The sequence below is a fragment of the Pseudoroseicyclus aestuarii genome (genome assembly GCF_003217255.1).
Classification (GTDB): domain Bacteria; phylum Pseudomonadota; class Alphaproteobacteria; order Rhodobacterales; family Rhodobacteraceae; genus Pseudoroseicyclus; species Pseudoroseicyclus aestuarii.
In genome coordinates this window covers 99,394-117,096 of sequence record NZ_QJTE01000003.1, presented here as the reverse complement: position 1 = coordinate 117,096, position 17,703 = coordinate 99,394, and the positions used below count along the sequence as shown (strand labels likewise).

Below are 17,703 nucleotides of genomic sequence, written 5' to 3'. Positions count from 1 at the left end.
TGCCGACAGGGTCCCGCTTTCGCCCTTTCGCGCAGGTGGTGCGCTGCCTATAACGCGCGATGTCGCGCCCCCATAGAGGGGGAGACGCGGCCAATAGCACTTGGATGAACGGGACTAGTAGATGTTCGGACTTGGCAGCCTGTTTTCGTCGGACATGGCGATCGACCTCGGCACCGCGAACACCCTGGTCTACGTCAAGGGACGCGGCATCGTCCTGAGCGAGCCCTCGGTCGTGGCCTACCACGTCAAGGACGGCCAGAAGAAGGTGCTCGCCGTGGGCGAGGATGCCAAGCTGATGCTGGGCCGCACCCCCGGCAGCATCGAGGCGATCCGCCCGATGCGCGAAGGCGTGATCGCCGATTTCGACGTCGCCGAAGAGATGATCAAGTACTTCATCCGCAAGGTTCACAAGCGGACGACCTTCTCCAAGCCGAAGATCATCGTCTGCGTCCCGCATGGCGCGACCCCGGTGGAGAAGCGCGCGATCCGGCAGTCGGTCCTGTCTGCCGGCGCCCGCCGCGCCGGGCTGATCGCCGAACCCATCGCCGCCGCCATCGGGGCCGGCATGCCGATCACCGATCCCACCGGCTCCATGGTGGTGGACATCGGCGGCGGCACGACCGAGGTCGCGGTGCTGAGCCTCGGGGATATCGTCTACGCCCGCTCCGTCCGCGTCGGCGGCGACCGCATGGACGAGGCGATCGTCAGCTACCTGCGGCGCCAGCACAACCTGCTGGTCGGCGAGGCCACGGCCGAGCGGATCAAGACGACCATCGGCACCGCCCGCATGCCCGACGACGGGCGCGGCATGTCGATCAACATCCGCGGCCGCGACCTTCTGAACGGCGTGCCGAAGGAAACCGAGATCAGCCAGGCCCAGGTCGCCGAGGCGCTGGCAGAGCCGGTGCAGGCGATCTGCGAGGCGGTGATGACCGCGCTCGAGGCGACGCCGCCGGATCTCGCCGCCGACATCGTCGACCGCGGCGTGATGCTGACGGGCGGCGGCGCGCTTCTGGGCCAGCTCGATCTGGCGCTGCGCGAGCAGACCGGCCTCGCCGTCTCGGTGGCGGACGAATCGCTCAGCTGCGTCGCGCTCGGCACCGGCAAGGCGCTCGAATACGAAAAGCAGCTGCAGCACGTCATCGACTACGAAAGCTGATCTTTCATCAGAGGGACCCGGCCCCTGGCACGAAGCGGCAGCAGCAGCGAAGACTATGTCCGCCCGGTCCGGAGGCTTCTGGTCGGGGTGCTCCTGATCGTGCTCTTCGGCCTGTTCCTGCTGTGGCGGATCGATTCGCCGCGGGTGGAGCGGCTGCGCGCCAGCGTCGTCGATCAGGTGGTGCCACGGCTGGAGTTCCTCTCGGCGCCGGTCACCGGCGCGGCGAACATGATCGCCGATTTTCAAAGCTACAGCGCCCTGCACGAGCAGAACCAGCAGCTGCGCCGCGAGCTGCAGCAGATGCGCGCCTGGCGCGAGGCGGCGCTGCAGCTTGAGCAGGAGAACGCCAAGCTGCTGGATCTGAACAACGTCCGCCTCGATCCGCAGCTGACCTATGTCACCGGCGTGGTCATGGCCGATAGCGGATCGCCCTTCCGGCAGTCGGTGCTGCTGAACGTGGGCCGGCGCGACGGCATCGTCAACGGCTGGGCGGCGATGGACGGCATCGGCCTCGTGGGGCGGATCTCGGGCGTCGGGCGGACGACTGCGCGGGTGCTGATGCTCACCGACAGCTCCAGCCGGGTGCCGGTGACGATCCAGCCCTCGGGGCAGCGGGCGATCCTGGCGGGCGATAACACGATCTACCCGCTCATCGACTTTCTCGAGAACCCCGACGAGGTGCGGCCCGGCGACCGCGTCGTCACCTCGGGCGACGGGGCGCTGTTCCCGCCAGACCTTCTGGTCGGGCAGGTCACGCTCGGCTCGGACCGGCGGATGCGGCTGCGCCTCGCCGCCGATTACGAGCGGCTAGAGTTCCTGCGCGTGCTGCGCAGCCACGAGACCGAGGGCATCGCCGATCCCGGCGACCTTGTGGTCCCGCCGGAGCCGGAGCCCGAGCTCTTCGGGCCCTTCCTGCCGGCGGCGCCGCCCTCCCGCCCCGAGGGATCGGCCCAGGCAGGGGCCGAGGGTGGCTGAGGTGCCCGCCCCCCGCCTCTGGCTGGGCCGGGCGATCTGGCTGGCACTTGCCCTGACACTGGTCTTCCTGCGCCTGCTGCCGCTGGAGACCGTGCCGCGGGCCTGGACCGGCCCCGACCTGCTGCTGGCCGTCACGCTGGCCTGGACCGTCCGCCAGCCGCGGCTGGTGCCGGTCCTGATGATCGCCGGGGTCTTCCTGCTGTGCGACCTGCTCTTCGACCGGCCGCCGGGTCTCGAGGCGGGCCTCGTCGTCATGGCGACCGAGGTGCTGCGCCGCCGCAGCGCCGTGCTGCGCAACGCGCCGCTGCTGGCGGAATGGGCCGCCGTCTCGGCCTGCGTGCTGGCGGTGACACTGGCTGCGCGGGTAATCGCCGGACTGGCCGTTCTTCCGGTAGCGCCCCTCGGGCTGGACCTGATACAAGCGGCAGCGACCATCCTCGCCTATCCGCTGGTCGCCGGCATCGCCCACCTCGTCTTCGGCATCACCCGGCGCCCCTGGGGCGAAGCGGCAGGAGTGCGCACATGAAGCGTCCCATCAAGGACCAACCGCAGGTCAGCTCCCGCATCTCGCGGCGGGCGCTGATCATGGGTGCGGCGCAGTTCGGGATGGTCGGCGTGCTGGGCTGGCGCATGCGGTCGATGCAGGTCGAACATGCCGACCTCTACCGCAACCTCGCCGAGGAGAACCGCGTCAACCTGCGGCTGATCGCCCCCTCGCGCGGGCTGATCTACGACCGCGCGGGCGTGCCGCTGGCGGTGAACGAGCAGGTCTACCGCATCAACATCGTCCCCGAGGAAGCCGGCGACATCGACGACACGCTGCGCCGCCTGACCGATCTGGTGGAGATCCCCGAAGAGGATATCGCCCGCACCCGCGAGGAATGCGAGCGGCAGAAGATGCGCGGCGCCGCCTTCGTGCCCGTCACCATCGTCGAGCGCGTGGCCTGGGACGACGTCGCCCGCGTCACCGTCAACGCCCCTGCCCTGCCCGGAATCTCGGCCGAGGTCGGGCTGTCGCGGCTTTACCCGCAGGGCGCCGATTCGGCGCATGTCGTCGGCTACGTCGGCCCGGTCAGCGACTACGACCTGCGCAACATCCCCGATCCCGACCCGCTGCTCGAAATCCCGCGCTTCCAGATCGGCAAGACCGGCGTCGAGGCCAAGTTCGAGGAGATGCTGCGCGGCGAGGCCGGGACCAAGCAGCTCGAGGTCAATGCCGCGGGCCGCGTCATGCGCGAGCTGGGCCGCGAAGAGGGCGTGCCCGGCGCCGACCTGCAGCTGACCATCGACACGCGCCTGCAGCGCTACACCGAGGCCCGCCTCGAAGGGGAAAGCGCCGCGGTGGTCGTCATCGACCTCGAAAGCGGCGATCTGCGCGCCGTCGCCAGCGCGCCGACCTTCGATCCCAACCTCTTCGTGCGTGGCATCTCCGTCGCCGACTGGACCGGGCTGAACGAGAATATCTACCGCCCGCTTTCGGCCAAGACGGTGCAGGGCGCCTATCCGCCTGGCTCGACCTTCAAGATGGTGGTGGCGCTGGCCGCGCTCGAGGCCGGCGTCGTCTCGCCCGACGAGACGGTCTATTGCCCCGGCTACACCGAGGTCGGCGGCACCCGCTTCCACTGCTGGAAAAGCTGGGGCCACGGCAACGTCGACATGCACCGCAGCCTGCAGGAAAGCTGCGACTGCTACTATTACGAGATCGGCCAGCGCGTCGGCATCGACCGGATCGCCGCGATGGCGCGCAAGCTGGGCGTCGGCATCCGCCACGATGTCCCGATGTCCGCCGAAAGCGTCGGCATCGCCCCCGACCGCGCCTGGAAGCGCGAGCGCTACGACGAGGACTGGCGCATCGGCGATACCGTCAACGCCAGCATCGGCCAGGGCTACGTTCTGGCCACGCCGCTGCAGCTGGCCGTGATGTGCGCCCGCGTCGCCACCGGGCGCGACATCCGGCCGCGTCTGGTGCAATCCGTGAACGGCATCCCCGAGCCCTCGGGCGCCGGCGAGAGCCTCGGCCTGAACGAGAACTTCCTGCGCCGCGTCCGCGCCGGCATGCACGACGTCAGCAACAACCCGCATGGCACCGGCTACGGCAGCCGCACGCTGCTGGACGAGGCGATCCTCGCGGGCAAGTCCGGAACCAGCCAGGTCCGCCGCATCACCCCCGAGGAGCGCGCCCGCGGCGTCACCTCGAACGAGGACCTGCCCTGGGAGCGGCGCGATCACGCGCTCTGGGTGAACTTCGCGCCCTACGACAAGCCGCGCTTCGCCGTGGCCTGCGTGGTCGAGCATGGCGGCGGCGGCAGCTCCGTCGCCGCGCCGATCGCCCGCGACGTGACGCTGCAGGCGCTCTACGACGGGCCGCCCCCGCTCGAGGCCTATCCCTCGAACCAGCGCGGCCGCATTGCCGAGCTGCAGAGCCGCATCGCCGGGCAGACCGCCCGCGCCGCCGCGCAGCGCAGCGACAGGGCCTGAGGCGCCATGGCCGTCAGCTATCTCGAGCAGAACGTCCGGCGGGTGCCGCAGGGCCTGAAGAAGATCCTCTACCTGAACTGGGCGGTGATCCTGCTGCTGACGGCGATCGCCTGCTTCGGCTTCCTGATGCTCTATTCCGTCGCCGGCGGCTCGGCCGAGCCCTGGATGGACGCGCAGATCGAACGCTTCGCCGTCGGCATGGTGGCGATGGTGGTGATCGCGATGGTGCCGATCTGGTTCTGGCGCAACATGGCGGCGCTCGGCTACATCGTCTCGCTTCTGCTGCTCGTCGCGGTAGAGCTTTTCGGCTCCGTCGGGATGGGGGCCCAGCGCTGGATCGACCTGGGGTTCATGCGGCTGCAACCCTCCGAGCTGATGAAGATCGGCCTCGTGATGTTTCTGGCCGCCTATTACGACTGGCTGCCGCTGCGCCGCGTCTCGCATCCGGTCTGGGTGGCGCTGCCGCTGGCCTTCATCGCCGCGCCGACGCTTCTGACGCTGGCCCAGCCCGACCTCGGCACCGCGCTGCTGCTGGTGATCGGCGGCACCGCGATCATGTTCTTCGCCGGGGTCCACTGGGCCTACTTCGCCACTGCCATCGCGGCGGGCGTCGGAACGGTCTATGCCGTCTTCGCCAGCCGCGGCACGCCCTGGCAGCTGCTGAAGGACTACCAGTACCGCCGGATCGACACCTTCCTCGACCCGGCCAGCGATCCGATGAACACCGGCTACCACATCACACAGGCCAAGATCGCCCTCGGCTCCGGCGGGCTGACCGGGCGCGGCTTCATGCAGGGCACGCAGAGCCGGCTGAACTTCCTCCCCGAGAAGCACACCGACTTCATCTTCACGACCCTGGCCGAGGAGTTCGGCTTCGTCGGCGCGATCACCCTGCTGACGCTCTACGCGCTAGTGATCTTCTTCTGCGTCGCCTCAGCGCTGCAGAACCGCGACCGCTTCGCCTCGCTCGTCACGCTGGGGATCGCCACGACCTTCTTCCTGTTCTTCGCGGTGAACATGTCGATGGTCATGGGGCTGGCGCCGGTCGTCGGCGTGCCGCTGCCGCTGGTCAGCTACGGCGGCTCGGCCATGGTGGTGCTGCTGCTCGCCTTCGGGGTGATGCAGAGCGCGCATGTGCATAGGCCCAGGTGATATGGCCCAGGTAACGCGGCCCCGCATCCTTCTGGCGGCTGGTCCCGATGATCGCGCCACCTACGCAGAGGCCCTGCCCCCCGCGCTGGCCGAGGCCGGGGTCGAGGCCGATCTTCTGCCCGAGGCCGCGCCCGGGACGGTCGATTACATCGTCCTCGCCGATGCCGGCACGATCACCGACTTCACCCCCTATACCCGCGCCCGCGCCGTCCTCAGCCTCTGGGCGGGGGTCGAGAAGATCGCTCCGAACCCGACGTTGACCCAGCCCCTGACCCGCATGGTCGATCCGGGGCTTGAGCGCGGCATGGTCGAATACGTCGCAGGCCACGTGCTGCGCCACCACCTCGGGATGGATGCGCATATCACGAACGCCGCGCGGCGCTGGGATCCGGCGCCGCCGAAGCTGGCCTCCGACCGGAAAGTGACCGTGCTCGGCCTCGGCGCGCTGGGCGGCGCCTGCGCCGCGGCTCTGGCCGCGCTCGGCTTCGAGGTCACGGGGTGGAGCGCGCGGCCCAAGGCGCTGAAGGGCATCCGCTGCCTGTCAGGCCCGGACGCGCTGGAACAGGCGCTGGATGGCGCAGAGATCGCTGTCCTGCTGCTGCCGCTGACGCCGCAGACCGAGGGGCTGATCGACGCCGGCCGCCTCGCCCGCCTCGCTCCCGGCGCGGCGCTGATCAACCCCGGCCGTGGCGCGCTGATCGACGATGCCGCGCTGCTCGGCGCGCTCGACGGGGCCCTGGGCCACGCCACGCTCGACGTCTTCCGGCAGGAGCCGCTGCCGCCGGACCATTCCTTCTGGGCGCATCCCAAGGTCACGGTGACGCCGCATATCGCCTCGGCCACGCGGCCCGGCACCGCCGCCCGCGTCATCGCCGAGAACATCCGCCGCGCCGAGGCCGGAGAGCCACTGCTGCACCTCGTGGACCGCGCCCGCGGTTACTGACGCCGCAGCCGGCACCCTGCCGGGCCCCTGTTCAGCGGTCTCCGCCGTCCCGCGCCGCGCGCGCCTTCGCGTGCGCGGCGCCCGGCCCGACGGGAGGAGGGGCCGCGATGCGGCCCTGACGACGGGAGGGGGCGCCCCCCAGCCAGGTCGGGCGCGGTCAGATCAGGCGCGGCGGCTTGCGCTCTGCCGGTGCCTCGGGGGCCGGGCCGTCGGCCTTGCGGGCGCGGGAGAAGCGCAGGCCGACCCGCATGAACCGCTGCGCCAGATCGCTGCGCGAGGCGAGGAAGGTCACGTCGAGCACGCCCTCGGGCAGGCCGGTGAAGGCCATGGCCTCGCCCACGGCCGCCGCCAGCGGCTGCTCCGCCCCCGGCGCGGGATCGAGGATCGCCAGCAGGAGCCCCTCGCCGCCGTCCTCGTAGACCGCGCGGGCCAGCACCGCGCCCTGCGCCAGCGCGCCGGTGGTGCCCAGCGCCTGCTCGAGCGCGATCTGCAGCACCTCGGGGATCTCGCCGGGGCCGCGCAGCTCGGTCGGGCGCGCCTCGGCGCGCTCGGGCGCCTGCGCCAGCGTGGTCACCAGCCATTCCAGCGTCTCGGGCGCGATCAGCGCCTCGGGCTCGGCCCGCCCGTTCAGCGCGAGGCCGATCCCCGCCTCGGCCAGCATCGTCGCCAGCGTCCGCCCCGGCATGGCGGCATGGTCCGCGCCCGCCCCGACATGGGTCGAGAGCGCCTCTTCGGTATCGAAGGCCAGCGCATAGGCCTGGCCATCGGCCTCGCCCAGCACCGGCTCTATGCTCTCGCCGCCGGCCTCCGCTTCCAGCAGCAGGAACAGGTCGGCATCGGCCAGACGGCCAAGGAAGGCCAGCCGCGCGGCCTCGTCTCCCTGGTCGGCGGCAGCGGCGGCATGCAGCCGCGACAGCTCGGTCTCAATCGTCATCCATCACCTCGCGCACGCGCCGCCGCAGCTCGGGCAGCACCTCTTCTTCGAACCAGGGGTTCCGTTTCAGCCAGCCGGTGTTGCGCCAGGACGGGTGCGGCAGCGCGAAGACGCCGGGCGGGTTGTCGCGCCAGTTCCGCACCCGCTGCGTCACCGGCGCCTTGCCGCCCAGGTGCCAGGCCTGCGCCGCGCCGCCGATCAGCAGCGTCAGCCGAACCTCGGTCAGCTCCTCCATGATCGCGTCCCGCCATGTGCGGGCGCAGACGGGCGGCGGCGGCAGGTCGCTGCCCGCCGCGTCGTAGCCCGGAAAGCAGAAGGCCATCGGCACGATGGCCACCCGGCTGCGATCGTAGAAGGTCGCCTCGTCCATGCCCAGCCAATCCCGCAGCCGCGTGCCGGAGCGATCCCAGAAGGGCGTCCCGGCCTCGTGCACCCGCAGCCCCGGCGCTTGGCTGGCGATCAGCAGCCGCGCGCCGGGCCGGAACCAGATCACCGGGCGCGGGCTGTGCCGCGTCGCCGTGGCGGCGAAGCGGTCGGCGCAGATGCGGCAGGCGGCGAGGTCTTGCAGGAGGGCGTCCATCGAGGCAGGCAGGTAGGCCCGCATCGCCCCGGCGGCAAGCCCGGCGGAGCGGTTGCGAGGCGGCGGCCTATCGCTTATCCGGTGCTGACCATCAGCAGGAGCAGCCGGCCCATGTATCGCGTCTGGAACTTCATCACCACCTACTCGCTGCTGCTGATCGCCGGCACGCTGATCGCCCTGCTCTGGGCGAATATCGACGCCACCAGCTATCACCACTTCGTCGACTTCCCGCTGATCGATCACTTCCCGATCGGCCATGCGCATTACGACGAGAGCGGCGCCGTGACCTACCGGACGCTGACGGTGCACTACCTGATCAACGACGGGCTGATGGCCTTCTTCTTCGCCATCGCCGCGAAGGAGGTCTGGGAGGCCATCATCCTCAAGGACGGCAGCCTGCGCGGCAAGAAGGCGGCGACGCCGCTGGTCGGCACGCTGGGCGGCATGATCGGCCCGATCGCCGTCTATCTGGGTGTCGCGGCGATCTTCGGCTCCACCACCTTCGATGCCGTCAGCCGCGGCTGGGCGATCCCGACCGCCACCGACATCGCCTTCTCCTACCTCGTCGGCCGCATGGTCTTCGGCGTCGGGCACCCGGCGATCCGCTTCCTGCTGCTGCTCGCCATCGCCGACGATGCCGCGGGGCTGATCATCCTCGCCGTCTTCTACCCCTCGGGCGATCTGCAGCCGCTCTGGCTGCTGCTGTCCTTCGGCGCGGCACTGGGCGTCTTCGCGCTGTTCAACGCGCTGCCCCGCCGCCTGGACCGCCACAAGCCCGAGCGCCCGAATTCCACCTGGGTGCGCGAAAAGCTGTCCTTCTGGCCCTACCTGCTGGCGGGCTGCGCCTCCTGGTACGGGTTCCAGCAGGCGGGCATCCACCCGGCGCTGGGCCTGCTGCCCATCGTGCCGACGGTCCCCCATGCGGACCGCGCCTTCGGTATCTTCAGCCATGCCGAGAGCATGCTGACCGACCTGCTGAACGACATCGAGCACAAGCTGAGCCACCCGGTCGAGGTCATCCTGTTCTTCTTCGGCCTCGTGAACGCTGGGGTGGAGTTCAACTCCATCGGCTCGCCGACCTGGCTGGTCGTGGGCGCCCTGCTGGTGGGCAAGCCGGTCGGCATCCTGTTCTTCGGCTGGCTCGCCGCCGGGCCGATGAAGCTGGGCCTGCCGGAGGGCATGCGCACCGTCGATCTCCTCGTGATCGGCTGCGTTGCCTCCATCGGCTTTACCGTGTCGCTGTTCATTGCCTCGGTCGCCTTCGACAGCAGCGCGATGCTGGGCGATATCCCGGTGCAGGACGCGGCGAAGATGGGTGCGCTCTTCAGCTTCGCCGGCGCCATCCTCGCCTTCATCGCGGGCAAGCTCGCGCGGGTCGAGAAGCAGCACGGCTGACGCTCCGGATGGCCCCCGGCGCGATCCGCCCGGGGCCGTTCACCCAAGGTTCACCAACTTTGGTCTAAGGTCGCCCCCTCAGGCGGGGCGGACTGGTCGCCCCTCGGGGCGGCCGGCGGGGCACCGATGCTGGAATTCAGCAATGTCAGCAAATCGTTCTGGACCGGAACGCAGCGCAAGATCATCCTCGACCGGGCCTCCTTCCGGGTCGATCTCGGCCGCTCGCTCGGGATCCTCGCGCCCAACGGCACCGGCAAGACGACGCTGATCAACCTGATGGCGGGCCTCGAGAAGCCGGACGAGGGGCGGATCGACCGCCGGGCCCGCGTCTCCTTCCCGCTCGGCTTCATGGGCGGCCTCGTGCCGCGCCATACCGCGCGCGAGAACTGCCGCTACATCGCCCGCCTCTACAGCATGGATCCCGACTACGTCGAAGCCTTCTGCCGCTGGATCTGCGGCATTGCGGAGTATTTCGACAGGCCGGTCGGCGTCTACAGCCAGGGCATGCGGGCGCGCTTCAGCTTCGCGCTGATGCTGGCGCTGGATTTCGACATCTACCTCATCGACGAAGGGATGCCGCAGACCACCGACGCCGGCTTCAACCGCCGCGCGTCGCAGATCCTGCGCGAGCGGCTGGAGAGCACGACCGTGGTGATCGTCTCGCACCAAGCGAAGGTGCTGGAACGCTATGCCCGCAGCGCTGCCGTCCTGCGCTTCGGACGGCTGCACCTCTTCGACAGCCTGGCAGAGGACAAGGCGCTTTATGACTACGATGCCTAGCCTGATGCGATACCGACTGCAGCGGGGGGGCCCCCTGCACCGCGCCGCCGCGGGCGCGGCCATCCGCGTGGAGGCGCCGCCCGAGCCGGATTCCGGGTCCGCGCCGCCGCCCGCCCTACCGGAGCCCGCGCCGCCCACCCCGCCGCAGGAGATCGAGCCCCCCGCGCGCGAGGGGTTGTCGGGCCGCCAGCTGCGCGGCGCGCGGCGCGAGGCGCAGCGGCGGGGCCTTGCCGTGACCTCGGACCTCGACGCGGTGCGGCAGCTGCGCGCCCAGGGGGTCGAGATCGGGGCGCGGCGCGGGCAGACGCAGCCCGCGACCCAGCCCGCCGCTCCAGCCGGTGCGCCCCCCCTGCCCGAAGGGCCGCCGGACCCGGTGCCGGTCGACGGGCCGCCGCCCGGCCCCGGCGCGCCCCCCGAGGCGCCTCGGGCAGCGCCTGCAGGCGTGCTTCCGGGGGCCGCGCCGAACCCGGTGACAGCGGCCGATGTCTCGACCATCCAGCAGGAGCTCGCACAGCGTCGCCGGCGGCGCAGCCTGATGCTGGCCGCGCGGCTGGCGGTCATGGTGCTGCTGCCCACCATGGTGACCGGCTGGTACTTCTTCGCCGTGGCGACGCCGATGTATGCCACGACCTCGGAATTCGTGATCCAGAAGGCCGAGGCCTCGAATGCCGCCGCCGGACTGGGCGGGCTGTTCCAGGGCACCTCCATGGCCACCCAGCAGGACAGCATCACGGTGCAGTCCTACCTCTCCTCGCGCGCCGCGATGCTGCGGCTGGACCGCGAGGAAGGGTTCCGCGCCCATTTCGCCCAGCCCTTCATCGACCCGCTGAAGCGCCTGCCGCCGCAGGCCAGCGACGAAGAGACCTTCGCGCGCTACCGCAGCTCCGTGCGGCTGTCCTACGATCCCACCGAGGGCATCGTCAGGATGGAGGTCATCGCCGCCGAACCCGAGGTTTCGGCCCGCTTCTCGGGCGCGCTGATCGGCTATGCCGAGGAGCAGGTCGACCAGCTGACCCAGCGCCTGCGCGCCGACCAGATGGACGGCGCCCGCGCCAGCTACCGCGAGGCCGAGGCCCGGCGCGCCGACGCGCTGGACGAATGGCTGCGCATCCAGGGCGCGGTCCAGCAGATCGACCCCGTGGGCGAGACAGCCGCCCGCACGCAGCAGATCGGCGCCCTGCAGACCGAACGTCAGCAGCTGGAGCTGCGCCTGCAGTCGCGCCTCTCCGTCGCCGAGCCCAATGCGGCGCAGGTCGGGGCCCTGCGGGGCCGGATCGACGGAATCACCGCGCTGATCGCCGACCTGCGGCGCGAGATGACCGAAGAGACCGAGGCCGGCGTCTCTCTGGCGCAGCGCAACACCGAGCTACGGCTCGCCGAAGAGAACTACACCTTCCAGACCGTGATGGTGCAGCAGGCGCTGCAGCAGATGGAAAGCGCCCGCACCGAGGCGAATCGCCAGGTCCGCTACCTCAGCGTCGGGGTGGAGCCGCTGCCGCCCGACCGCCCGACCTATCCGCGCGCCGCGCAGAACACGGCGCTCGCCCTCGCGATCTTCGCCGGCATCTACCTGATGCTGTCGCTCACCGCCTCCATCCTGCGCGAACAGATGAGCGCCTGAGGTGACGCCACGCCCGCTGCCGATTTTCGGCGTTCCGCTCTTGATCGTCCCGGGCAAGCTGGATAGACAGCGCCGCACTGCTGGGGCGTAGCCAAGTGGTAAGGCATCGGTTTTTGGTACCGTGTATCGTAGGTTCGAATCCTACCGCCCCAGCCAGTTCTTTTCCGACACTGTCATGATGCCGCGCCGGCGCCAGTCGCCGGGCGCCCTGCGTCGTCCGCGAAAGCTGCGCAGAGGGCGGACAGGATACGCTGCACCTCCGGATCCTCGATGCGGTAGTAGATCGCCCGGCCCTCGCGCCGGGTCGTCACCATGCCCGCCGCGCGCAGCCGCGCCAGGTGCTGGCTCAGCGCCGATTGCCCCAGGCCGACCGCTGCCTGCAGCGCACCGACCGTCCGCTCGCCCCTCGACAGCTCGCACATGATCAGCAGACGTCTGGCATTGGCTAGGTGCGACAGGCGGCTGGCCACGCGGTCGGCCCGCTTTGCGAGCATCTCGACGGGGATCTCTTCGAGGGCCATGCGCGCGCCTTGACTGCATTAGAACCTCCTAATACGTAGGACGTCGAGGGCGCCGCCGCAACAGGCGCCGCAGCGGGAGGCGCCGATGGAGCTGCATCAGGTCACGAGTTTCACCCCCCTTGCCTCTCTGGGCGGCGGCATCCTGATCGGCTTGAGCGCGGTGATGGTCATGGCGCTGCTGGGCCGCATCGCCGGGATCGCCGGGATTACCTCCGGCATGATGGGCCGGCTGGTGCCGATGCCCGGCGCGGCGCAGGACTGGGGCTGGCGGCTTGCCTTTCTCGCCGGGCTGATCGCGGCGCCGGTGGTCCTGATGCTGGCCGGGAATGGCGTGCCGCAGACGGTGCCCGCCTCGCTTCCGGGCATGGCGGCAGCGGGGCTTCTGGTCGGGCTGGGCACGGCGCTGGGATCGGGCTGCACCTCTGGGCACGGCGTCTGCGGGCTGGCCCGGCTATCGCGCCGATCCGCGGCGGCAGTCGCGCTTTTCATGGCCGCGGCTTTCGCGACCGTTTTCGTCCTCCGCCACGGGTTGGGCGCCGCGTGATGCGCGCGGTGGCGGGCCTTTTGAGCGGGCTGATCTTCGGCCTGGGCCTCGTCATCTCCGGCATGTCGGACCCGGCCAAGGTGCTGAACTTCCTCGACCTCGCGGGGCATTGGGACCCCAGCCTGGCCTTCGTGATGGGCGGCGCCACGGTGACCGCCTTTGCCGGATACCGCCTGGCCTGGCGGCGCCCCGCCCCGCTGCTCGGGGCGCGCTACGACCTGCCGGCCTCCACCCGCATCGACCGCCCGCTGGTCGCCGGATCGCTGCTTTTCGGCATCGGCTGGGGCATCGGCGGCTTCTGCCCCGGCCCCGCCTGGACCGCCTTGCCGCTGCTGGATCCCGGCACGCTGGCCTTTCTCCCGGCGATGCTCCTCGGCCTCTGGCTTGGCACGAGGATCAAGCGCCCCCTTGCTTCACGACCGAAGGACACGACAGGATGACCGACAGCCGGACCGAGCAGCCCCTGATGCGGCACTCCCCCTCCACCGGATCGGGGAGCCCCGATGTCTGGGGCATCCACGACCCTGCTACCGGCTCGGTCCAGTATGTCTGCGCCGATCCCGCGACGCGGCAGGCGGCGCTGATCGACGTGGTCTGGAACTTCGACCTGCGCGCCTGCCGCTTCTCGACCCGCAGCATGGAGCAGGTGCTGGACCTGGTGCGCGCGCAGGGGCTGGAGGTGGCCTGGATCCTCGACACCCATCCCCATGCCGATCACGTCACCGCCTCGGCCCTGCTGAAGGAGCGGACGGGCGCCACCACGGCGATCGGCGCCCGCACCGCCGAGATCGCTACCCTCTGGGCCGGCTTCTACAACCTGCCCGGCGCCTTCGACCCGGCCCGCGACTACGACCGCCTGCTCGAGGATGACGCCGTGCTGCCGCTGGGCGACTGCAGCCTGAGGGTGATGTTCTCGCCGGGTCACACGCTGGGGTCGATCAGCTACCTCTGCGGCGACGCCGGATTCATCCACGACACGCTGATGCAGCCCGACGCCGGCACCGCGCGGGCCGACTTTCCGGGCGGGGACAGCGCGGCGCTGTGGGATTCGATCCAGGCCATTCTCGCCCTGCCCGAGCAGACGCGCCTTTTCATCGGCCACGACTACGGCACGAAGACCCGCAGCACCCCCGAATGGGAGGCGACGGTGGCGCGGCACCGGGCCGAGAACACGCATGTCCGCAACGGCACCCAGCGCGAGGCATGGATTGCCCGGCGCGACAGCCGCGATGCCGGGCTGGCCCTGCCGACCAACATGCTCGCGGCGTTGCAGATCAACCTGCGCGGCGGTCGCCTTCCCCCTGTCGAGGAGGACGGCGAGGCCTATCTCAAGTTTCCGGTGAACCGTTTCTGAAAGGACAGCCCATGGGCATGACGCTGAAGGACCTCGTGGCCGAGGCGCGCACGCAGGTCGGAACGATCGAGCCGGCCGAGGCGCAGGCCGATGCCAGCGCCGGCGGGTTGATCCTCGACGTGCGCGAGCCGTCGGAGCTGGCGCAGAACGGCGCAGTCGCCGGCGCGCTGAACCTGCCGCGCGGCATCCTCGAGACGCGGGCCGATGCGACGCTGGACACGGCGGAGCCGCGGCTGACCGGGCAGCAGGGCAAGGGCACGGTCCATGTCCTCTGCGCCGCCGGCGGACGGGCCGCCCTTGCGGCGGCGACGCTGCGGCGCATGGGCTACGAGGCGGATGTGATCGCGGGCGGGCTGAACGGCTGGAAGGCCGCCGATCTGCCGGTCGAGATGCCCGGCTAGGCCTCGGGCGCGTCGACGAGAAAGTGGATCTCCGGCCCCGGCCGGTAGGGCGAGGGGCGGACGCGCCCCGCCACAGAGAAGACGCGGGCAAGCATGTCCTCGGTCAGAACCTCGTCCGGCGTGCCGGCGGCAATGTGCCGGCCCTTCTGCAGCACGACGATGCGGTCGCAGAAGGTCGCGGCATGATTGAGGTCGTGCAGCGCCACCACGCTGGTCAGCCGCAGGTCGCGCACCAGCCGCAGGATGGCGATCTGATGCTCGATATCGAGGTGGTTCGTCGGCTCGTCGAGGAACAGCACCGAGGGCTTCTGCGCCAGGGCGCGGGCGATCTGGATGCGCTGGCGCTCGCCCCCCGAGAGGGTGCGCCAGATGCGGGTCGCGGCATGCTGCATGCCGACCCCGGCGAGGGCCTGCGCCACGGCCTCTTCGTCGGCAGCGGTCCAGCCGGCCAGCGCGCCGCGATGCGGCGTGCGGCCCAGCCGCACGACGTCGCGGGCGGTGACATTGGCCTCGGTGGTGGACTGCTGCTGGACCAGCGCGACCCGCAGGGCCATGTCCCGGCGCGACAGCCGCGCGATGTCCTGCCCGTCGATCTCGACCCGTCCGGCCCCGGGCCTGCGCAGCCCGGCCAGCAGCCGCAGGAGCGAGGATTTGCCCGAACCGTTCGGCCCGATCAGGCCGAGGGTCTCGCCCGGCTCGGCCCGCAACGACACGTCCTGCAGGATCTGGCGCCCGCCGGCCTGCCAGGAGAGGCTTTCCGCCACCACGCTCACATCCGGTTCCTCGCGCGGTAGAGCAGGACCGAGAAGAAGGGCACGCCGACCAGCGCCGTGACCACGCCGATCGGCAGCGTCTGCTGAGGCAGGATCACGCGCGAGACGATGTCGGCGGTGACCATGAAGACGGCGCCCAGCACCACGCAGGCCGGCAGCAGCCTCAGGTGCAGCGGCCCGACAAGGAACCGCGCGACATGCGGCACCACGAGGCCGACGAAACCGATGGCGCCCACCATGCTGACGATGGTGGCGGTCATCAGCGCCGTCACGCCGAACAGGACGATCCGCACCCGCCCGACGGAGACGCCCATAGAGGCCGCCTCCTCGTCGCCGAAGGCGAAGGCATCGAGGGTGCGCGCGTACCAGATGCAGACCACCAGCGAGAGGGCGATCACCGCCAGCAGCAGCTGGAACTCGGGCCAGCGCACCCCGCCGAAGCTGCCCAGTAGCCAGAACATCACGTCCCGCGCCTGCTGCGCATTGGCCGAGGTCATCACGATGTAGGAGGTCAGCGCGTTGAACAGCTGCGAGGCGGCGACCCCGGCAAGGATCGTCTGGTTCGGCCCGCTCACCGTGCCGTTCGACAGCAGCGCGACGAAGCCGAAGGCGGCGAAGGCCCCGGCAAAGGCCCCGAAGGAGAGCGAGACGGCGCCGGCCCCGATGCCCAGCACGATCACCGCGACCGCCCCCGTCGAGGCGCCCGCCGAGACGCCCAGCACGAAGGGCTCTGCCAGCGGGTTGCGCAGCAGCGATTGCAGGATCGCGCCGCAGATCGCCAGCCCGGCCCCGCAGAGCGCCGCGACCAGCGCCCGGCTGAGGCGCAGGTTCCAGACCACGCTTTCCTCGATCCGGTCCAGCGGCGCCGCGGTCAGGTCGAGGTTGTTGGTCACCGCGAGGAAGACCGTCCGCAGCGGGATGTTGAAATCGCCGATCCCCGCCGCGGCGGCGACGCAGAAGCCAAGCGCCAGCACCCCGCCGCCCAGCAGCGCGAGCAGCCCCAGAGGCTCTCCCGGCGCCAGGCGGTGCAGCATCAGCGCGGCAGCTCGATCGTCTCGAGCTGCGCGGCCAGTTCCTCGGCGCCGTAGATCGTGCGGATGCTGGGGTTCATCGCGGCGCCGTTCATCACCGCGATCCGGCCGCTTTGCACGGCCTCCATCTGGCTGACCGAGGGGTCGGAGGTCATGAAGTCGATCTTGGTCTCGGCCCGGTCGAGGTCCCAGCGCTCTCGGTCGAGCTCGGCGACGACGAAGACGGTGGGATCGGCGGCCATGATCCCCTCCCAGCCGACGGTCGGCCAATCCGCCTCGGAGCGGATCGCGTTGGTCCCGCCCATGAGGTCGGCGATATAGCCCGAAGGGCCGTTCGCCCCGCCGAGATAGGCGTCATCCGCCGGCGAGGGGCTGGAGAACCAGAACAGGAAGCTCAGGCCCTCGGTCTTGGCGAACTGGTCCCTCAGGGCCGCCTCGCGGGCACGGAAATCGGCGATCAGGGCTTCGCCGCGCTCGGGCACGCCGAAGATCAGGGCCAGATCCTCGATCTCCTGGTACATCTGGTCCATCGTCCAGAGCGCATCGCGGCTGCCGTAGATATCGCCGGTGTCCTGCCGGGTCGAGCAGGCACTGGGCGAGACATAGGTCGGGATGCCCAGATCCTCGAAATCGTCCCGCCGGGCGACGTTGCTGTCCGGCCCCAGCAGCAAGGGCAGCGAGGCAGCGACGAAATCGGGACGCGTCGCGAGCATGGATTCGAGCGTCGGCATCTCGACCGTCAGCAACGGCACCTCGGCATTGGCCTCCGCGAGCTCGGGCAGGACGTTCGTCGGCCAGAAGGCGGTCGCGGCCATGCGGTCCTGAAGACCCAGCAGCAGCAGGATCTCGGCGCTGTTCTGGCCCAGCCCGATGGCGTTTTGCGGCGCGGCCTCGATGGTGACGGTCCGGCCGCAGTTCTCGATGGTCAGCGGGTACTCCGCCGATTGCGCCGCGGCGCCGGCCGCCCAGAGGGCGGCGATGCCGCCAGCCGCAAGACCCATGGTAAACGCGCGCATGTCCCGCCCCGCTGGTAGGTAGTCGATTGGGGGCCTGATAGGACAG

The 17,703-nt window shown here is 70.7% G+C and carries 19 protein-coding genes and 1 tRNA gene; 14 read left to right on the top strand and 6 right to left on the bottom strand.

The window, feature by feature from the left end:
* Nucleotides 1–121: 121 nt before the first annotated feature.
* The 6 genes from DFP88_RS09830 to DFP88_RS09805 are packed head-to-tail and all read left to right on the top strand — an operon-like array spanning nt 122 to nt 6,707.
* Nucleotides 122–1,159 carry a rod shape-determining protein gene (locus DFP88_RS09830; RefSeq protein ID WP_110814320.1) on the top strand — a complete coding sequence of 346 codons (1,038 nt, stop codon included), beginning with the start codon at nt 122–124 and terminating at the stop codon, nt 1,157–1,159.
* A 24-nt stretch (nt 1,160–1,183) separates the two neighbouring features.
* A complete protein-coding gene (gene mreC, locus DFP88_RS09825; RefSeq protein ID WP_110814319.1) occupies nt 1,184–2,134 on the top strand; it encodes a rod shape-determining protein MreC in 951 nt (316 codons plus the stop codon).
* Nucleotides 2,127–2,660: a rod shape-determining protein MreD gene (locus tag DFP88_RS09820; RefSeq protein WP_110814318.1), complete on the top strand. Its 534-nt coding sequence runs from the start codon at nt 2,127–2,129 to the stop codon at nt 2,658–2,660. The genes mreC and DFP88_RS09820 overlap by 8 nt, the downstream gene beginning before the upstream one ends.
* On the top strand, nt 2,657–4,612 hold the full coding sequence (mrdA, locus tag DFP88_RS09815; RefSeq protein ID WP_110814317.1) for a penicillin-binding protein 2: 1,956 nt from the start codon (nt 2,657–2,659) through the stop codon (nt 4,610–4,612). The genes DFP88_RS09820 and mrdA overlap by 4 nt, the downstream gene beginning before the upstream one ends.
* Nucleotides 4,613–4,618: 6 nt before the next feature.
* Nucleotides 4,619–5,764 carry a rod shape-determining protein RodA gene (gene rodA, locus DFP88_RS09810; RefSeq protein WP_110814316.1) on the top strand — a complete coding sequence of 382 codons (1,146 nt, stop codon included), beginning with the start codon at nt 4,619–4,621 and terminating at the stop codon, nt 5,762–5,764.
* A 1-nt stretch (nt 5,765) separates the two neighbouring features.
* A complete protein-coding gene (locus DFP88_RS09805; protein WP_110814315.1) occupies nt 5,766–6,707 on the top strand; it encodes a 2-hydroxyacid dehydrogenase in 942 nt (313 codons plus the stop codon).
* A gap of 157 nt (nt 6,708–6,864) precedes the next feature.
* On the opposite strand, the gene DFP88_RS09800 is transcribed toward DFP88_RS09805, so the two are convergent.
* Together DFP88_RS09800 and DFP88_RS09795 are read right to left on the bottom strand one after the other, a co-directional pair.
* Nucleotides 6,865–7,641 carry an SseB family protein gene (locus tag DFP88_RS09800; RefSeq protein WP_110814314.1) on the bottom strand — a complete coding sequence of 259 codons (777 nt, stop codon included), beginning with the start codon at nt 7,639–7,641 and terminating at the stop codon, nt 6,865–6,867.
* Nucleotides 7,631–8,245 carry a uracil-DNA glycosylase family protein gene (locus tag DFP88_RS09795; protein WP_245904768.1) on the bottom strand — a complete coding sequence of 205 codons (615 nt, stop codon included), beginning with the start codon at nt 8,243–8,245 and terminating at the stop codon, nt 7,631–7,633. The genes DFP88_RS09800 and DFP88_RS09795 overlap by 11 nt, the downstream gene beginning before the upstream one ends.
* Nucleotides 8,246–8,332: 87 nt before the next feature.
* Here DFP88_RS09795 and DFP88_RS09790 point away from each other — a divergent pair, with 87 nt between their 5' ends.
* From DFP88_RS09790 to DFP88_RS09775, 4 genes are all read left to right on the top strand, one after another.
* On the top strand, nt 8,333–9,616 hold the full coding sequence (locus DFP88_RS09790) for a Na+/H+ antiporter NhaA (protein WP_110814313.1): 1,284 nt from the start codon (nt 8,333–8,335) through the stop codon (nt 9,614–9,616).
* Between the two features lie 126 nt (nt 9,617–9,742).
* On the top strand, nt 9,743–10,396 hold the full coding sequence (locus tag DFP88_RS09785) for an ABC transporter ATP-binding protein (protein ID WP_110814312.1): 654 nt from the start codon (nt 9,743–9,745) through the stop codon (nt 10,394–10,396).
* A 4-nt stretch (nt 10,397–10,400) separates the two neighbouring features.
* On the top strand, nt 10,401–12,017 hold the full coding sequence (locus DFP88_RS09780) for a KpsE/RkpR family capsule polysaccharide export protein (protein WP_245904767.1): 1,617 nt from the start codon (nt 10,401–10,403) through the stop codon (nt 12,015–12,017).
* A gap of 81 nt (nt 12,018–12,098) precedes the next feature.
* Nucleotides 12,099–12,173, top strand: a tRNA-Gln gene (locus DFP88_RS09775).
* A gap of 17 nt (nt 12,174–12,190) precedes the next feature.
* Here DFP88_RS09775 and DFP88_RS09770 read toward each other — a convergent pair.
* On the bottom strand, nt 12,191–12,538 hold the full coding sequence (locus DFP88_RS09770; protein WP_181418613.1) for an ArsR/SmtB family transcription factor: 348 nt from the start codon (nt 12,536–12,538) through the stop codon (nt 12,191–12,193).
* A gap of 31 nt (nt 12,539–12,569) precedes the next feature.
* Here DFP88_RS09770 and DFP88_RS09765 point away from each other — a divergent pair, with 31 nt between their 5' ends.
* From DFP88_RS09765 to DFP88_RS09750, 4 genes are read left to right on the top strand one after another with little or no spacing between them, the layout of a single operon-like run.
* Complete coding sequence (locus tag DFP88_RS09765) at nt 12,570–13,082, top strand: YeeE/YedE family protein (RefSeq protein WP_281268193.1); 513 nt, start codon at nt 12,570–12,572, stop codon at nt 13,080–13,082.
* A complete protein-coding gene (locus DFP88_RS09760) occupies nt 13,082–13,522 on the top strand; it encodes a DUF6691 family protein (protein WP_110814309.1) in 441 nt (146 codons plus the stop codon). Before DFP88_RS09765 ends, DFP88_RS09760 begins: the two co-directional genes overlap by 1 nt.
* On the top strand, nt 13,519–14,436 hold the full coding sequence (locus tag DFP88_RS09755; RefSeq protein WP_110814308.1) for an MBL fold metallo-hydrolase: 918 nt from the start codon (nt 13,519–13,521) through the stop codon (nt 14,434–14,436). The genes DFP88_RS09760 and DFP88_RS09755 overlap by 4 nt, the downstream gene beginning before the upstream one ends.
* A gap of 11 nt (nt 14,437–14,447) precedes the next feature.
* Nucleotides 14,448–14,837, top strand: a complete 390-nt coding sequence (locus tag DFP88_RS09750; protein WP_245904766.1) for a rhodanese-like domain-containing protein — start codon at nt 14,448–14,450, stop codon at nt 14,835–14,837.
* Here the strand turns inward: DFP88_RS09750 and DFP88_RS09745 are convergent.
* The 3 genes from DFP88_RS09745 to DFP88_RS09735 are packed head-to-tail and all read right to left on the bottom strand — an operon-like array spanning nt 14,834 to nt 17,657.
* On the bottom strand, nt 14,834–15,610 hold the full coding sequence (locus DFP88_RS09745; RefSeq protein ID WP_110814307.1) for an ABC transporter ATP-binding protein: 777 nt from the start codon (nt 15,608–15,610) through the stop codon (nt 14,834–14,836). The two genes, DFP88_RS09750 and DFP88_RS09745, sit on opposite strands and share 4 nt — an antisense overlap.
* Nucleotides 15,607–16,644, bottom strand: a complete 1,038-nt coding sequence (locus tag DFP88_RS09740) for a FecCD family ABC transporter permease (RefSeq protein ID WP_110814306.1) — start codon at nt 16,642–16,644, stop codon at nt 15,607–15,609. Before DFP88_RS09740 ends, DFP88_RS09745 begins: the two co-directional genes overlap by 4 nt.
* Nucleotides 16,644–17,657, bottom strand: a complete 1,014-nt coding sequence (locus tag DFP88_RS09735) for an ABC transporter substrate-binding protein (RefSeq protein ID WP_110814305.1) — start codon at nt 17,655–17,657, stop codon at nt 16,644–16,646. The genes DFP88_RS09740 and DFP88_RS09735 overlap by 1 nt, the downstream gene beginning before the upstream one ends.
* Nucleotides 17,658–17,703 lie beyond the last annotated feature (46 nt).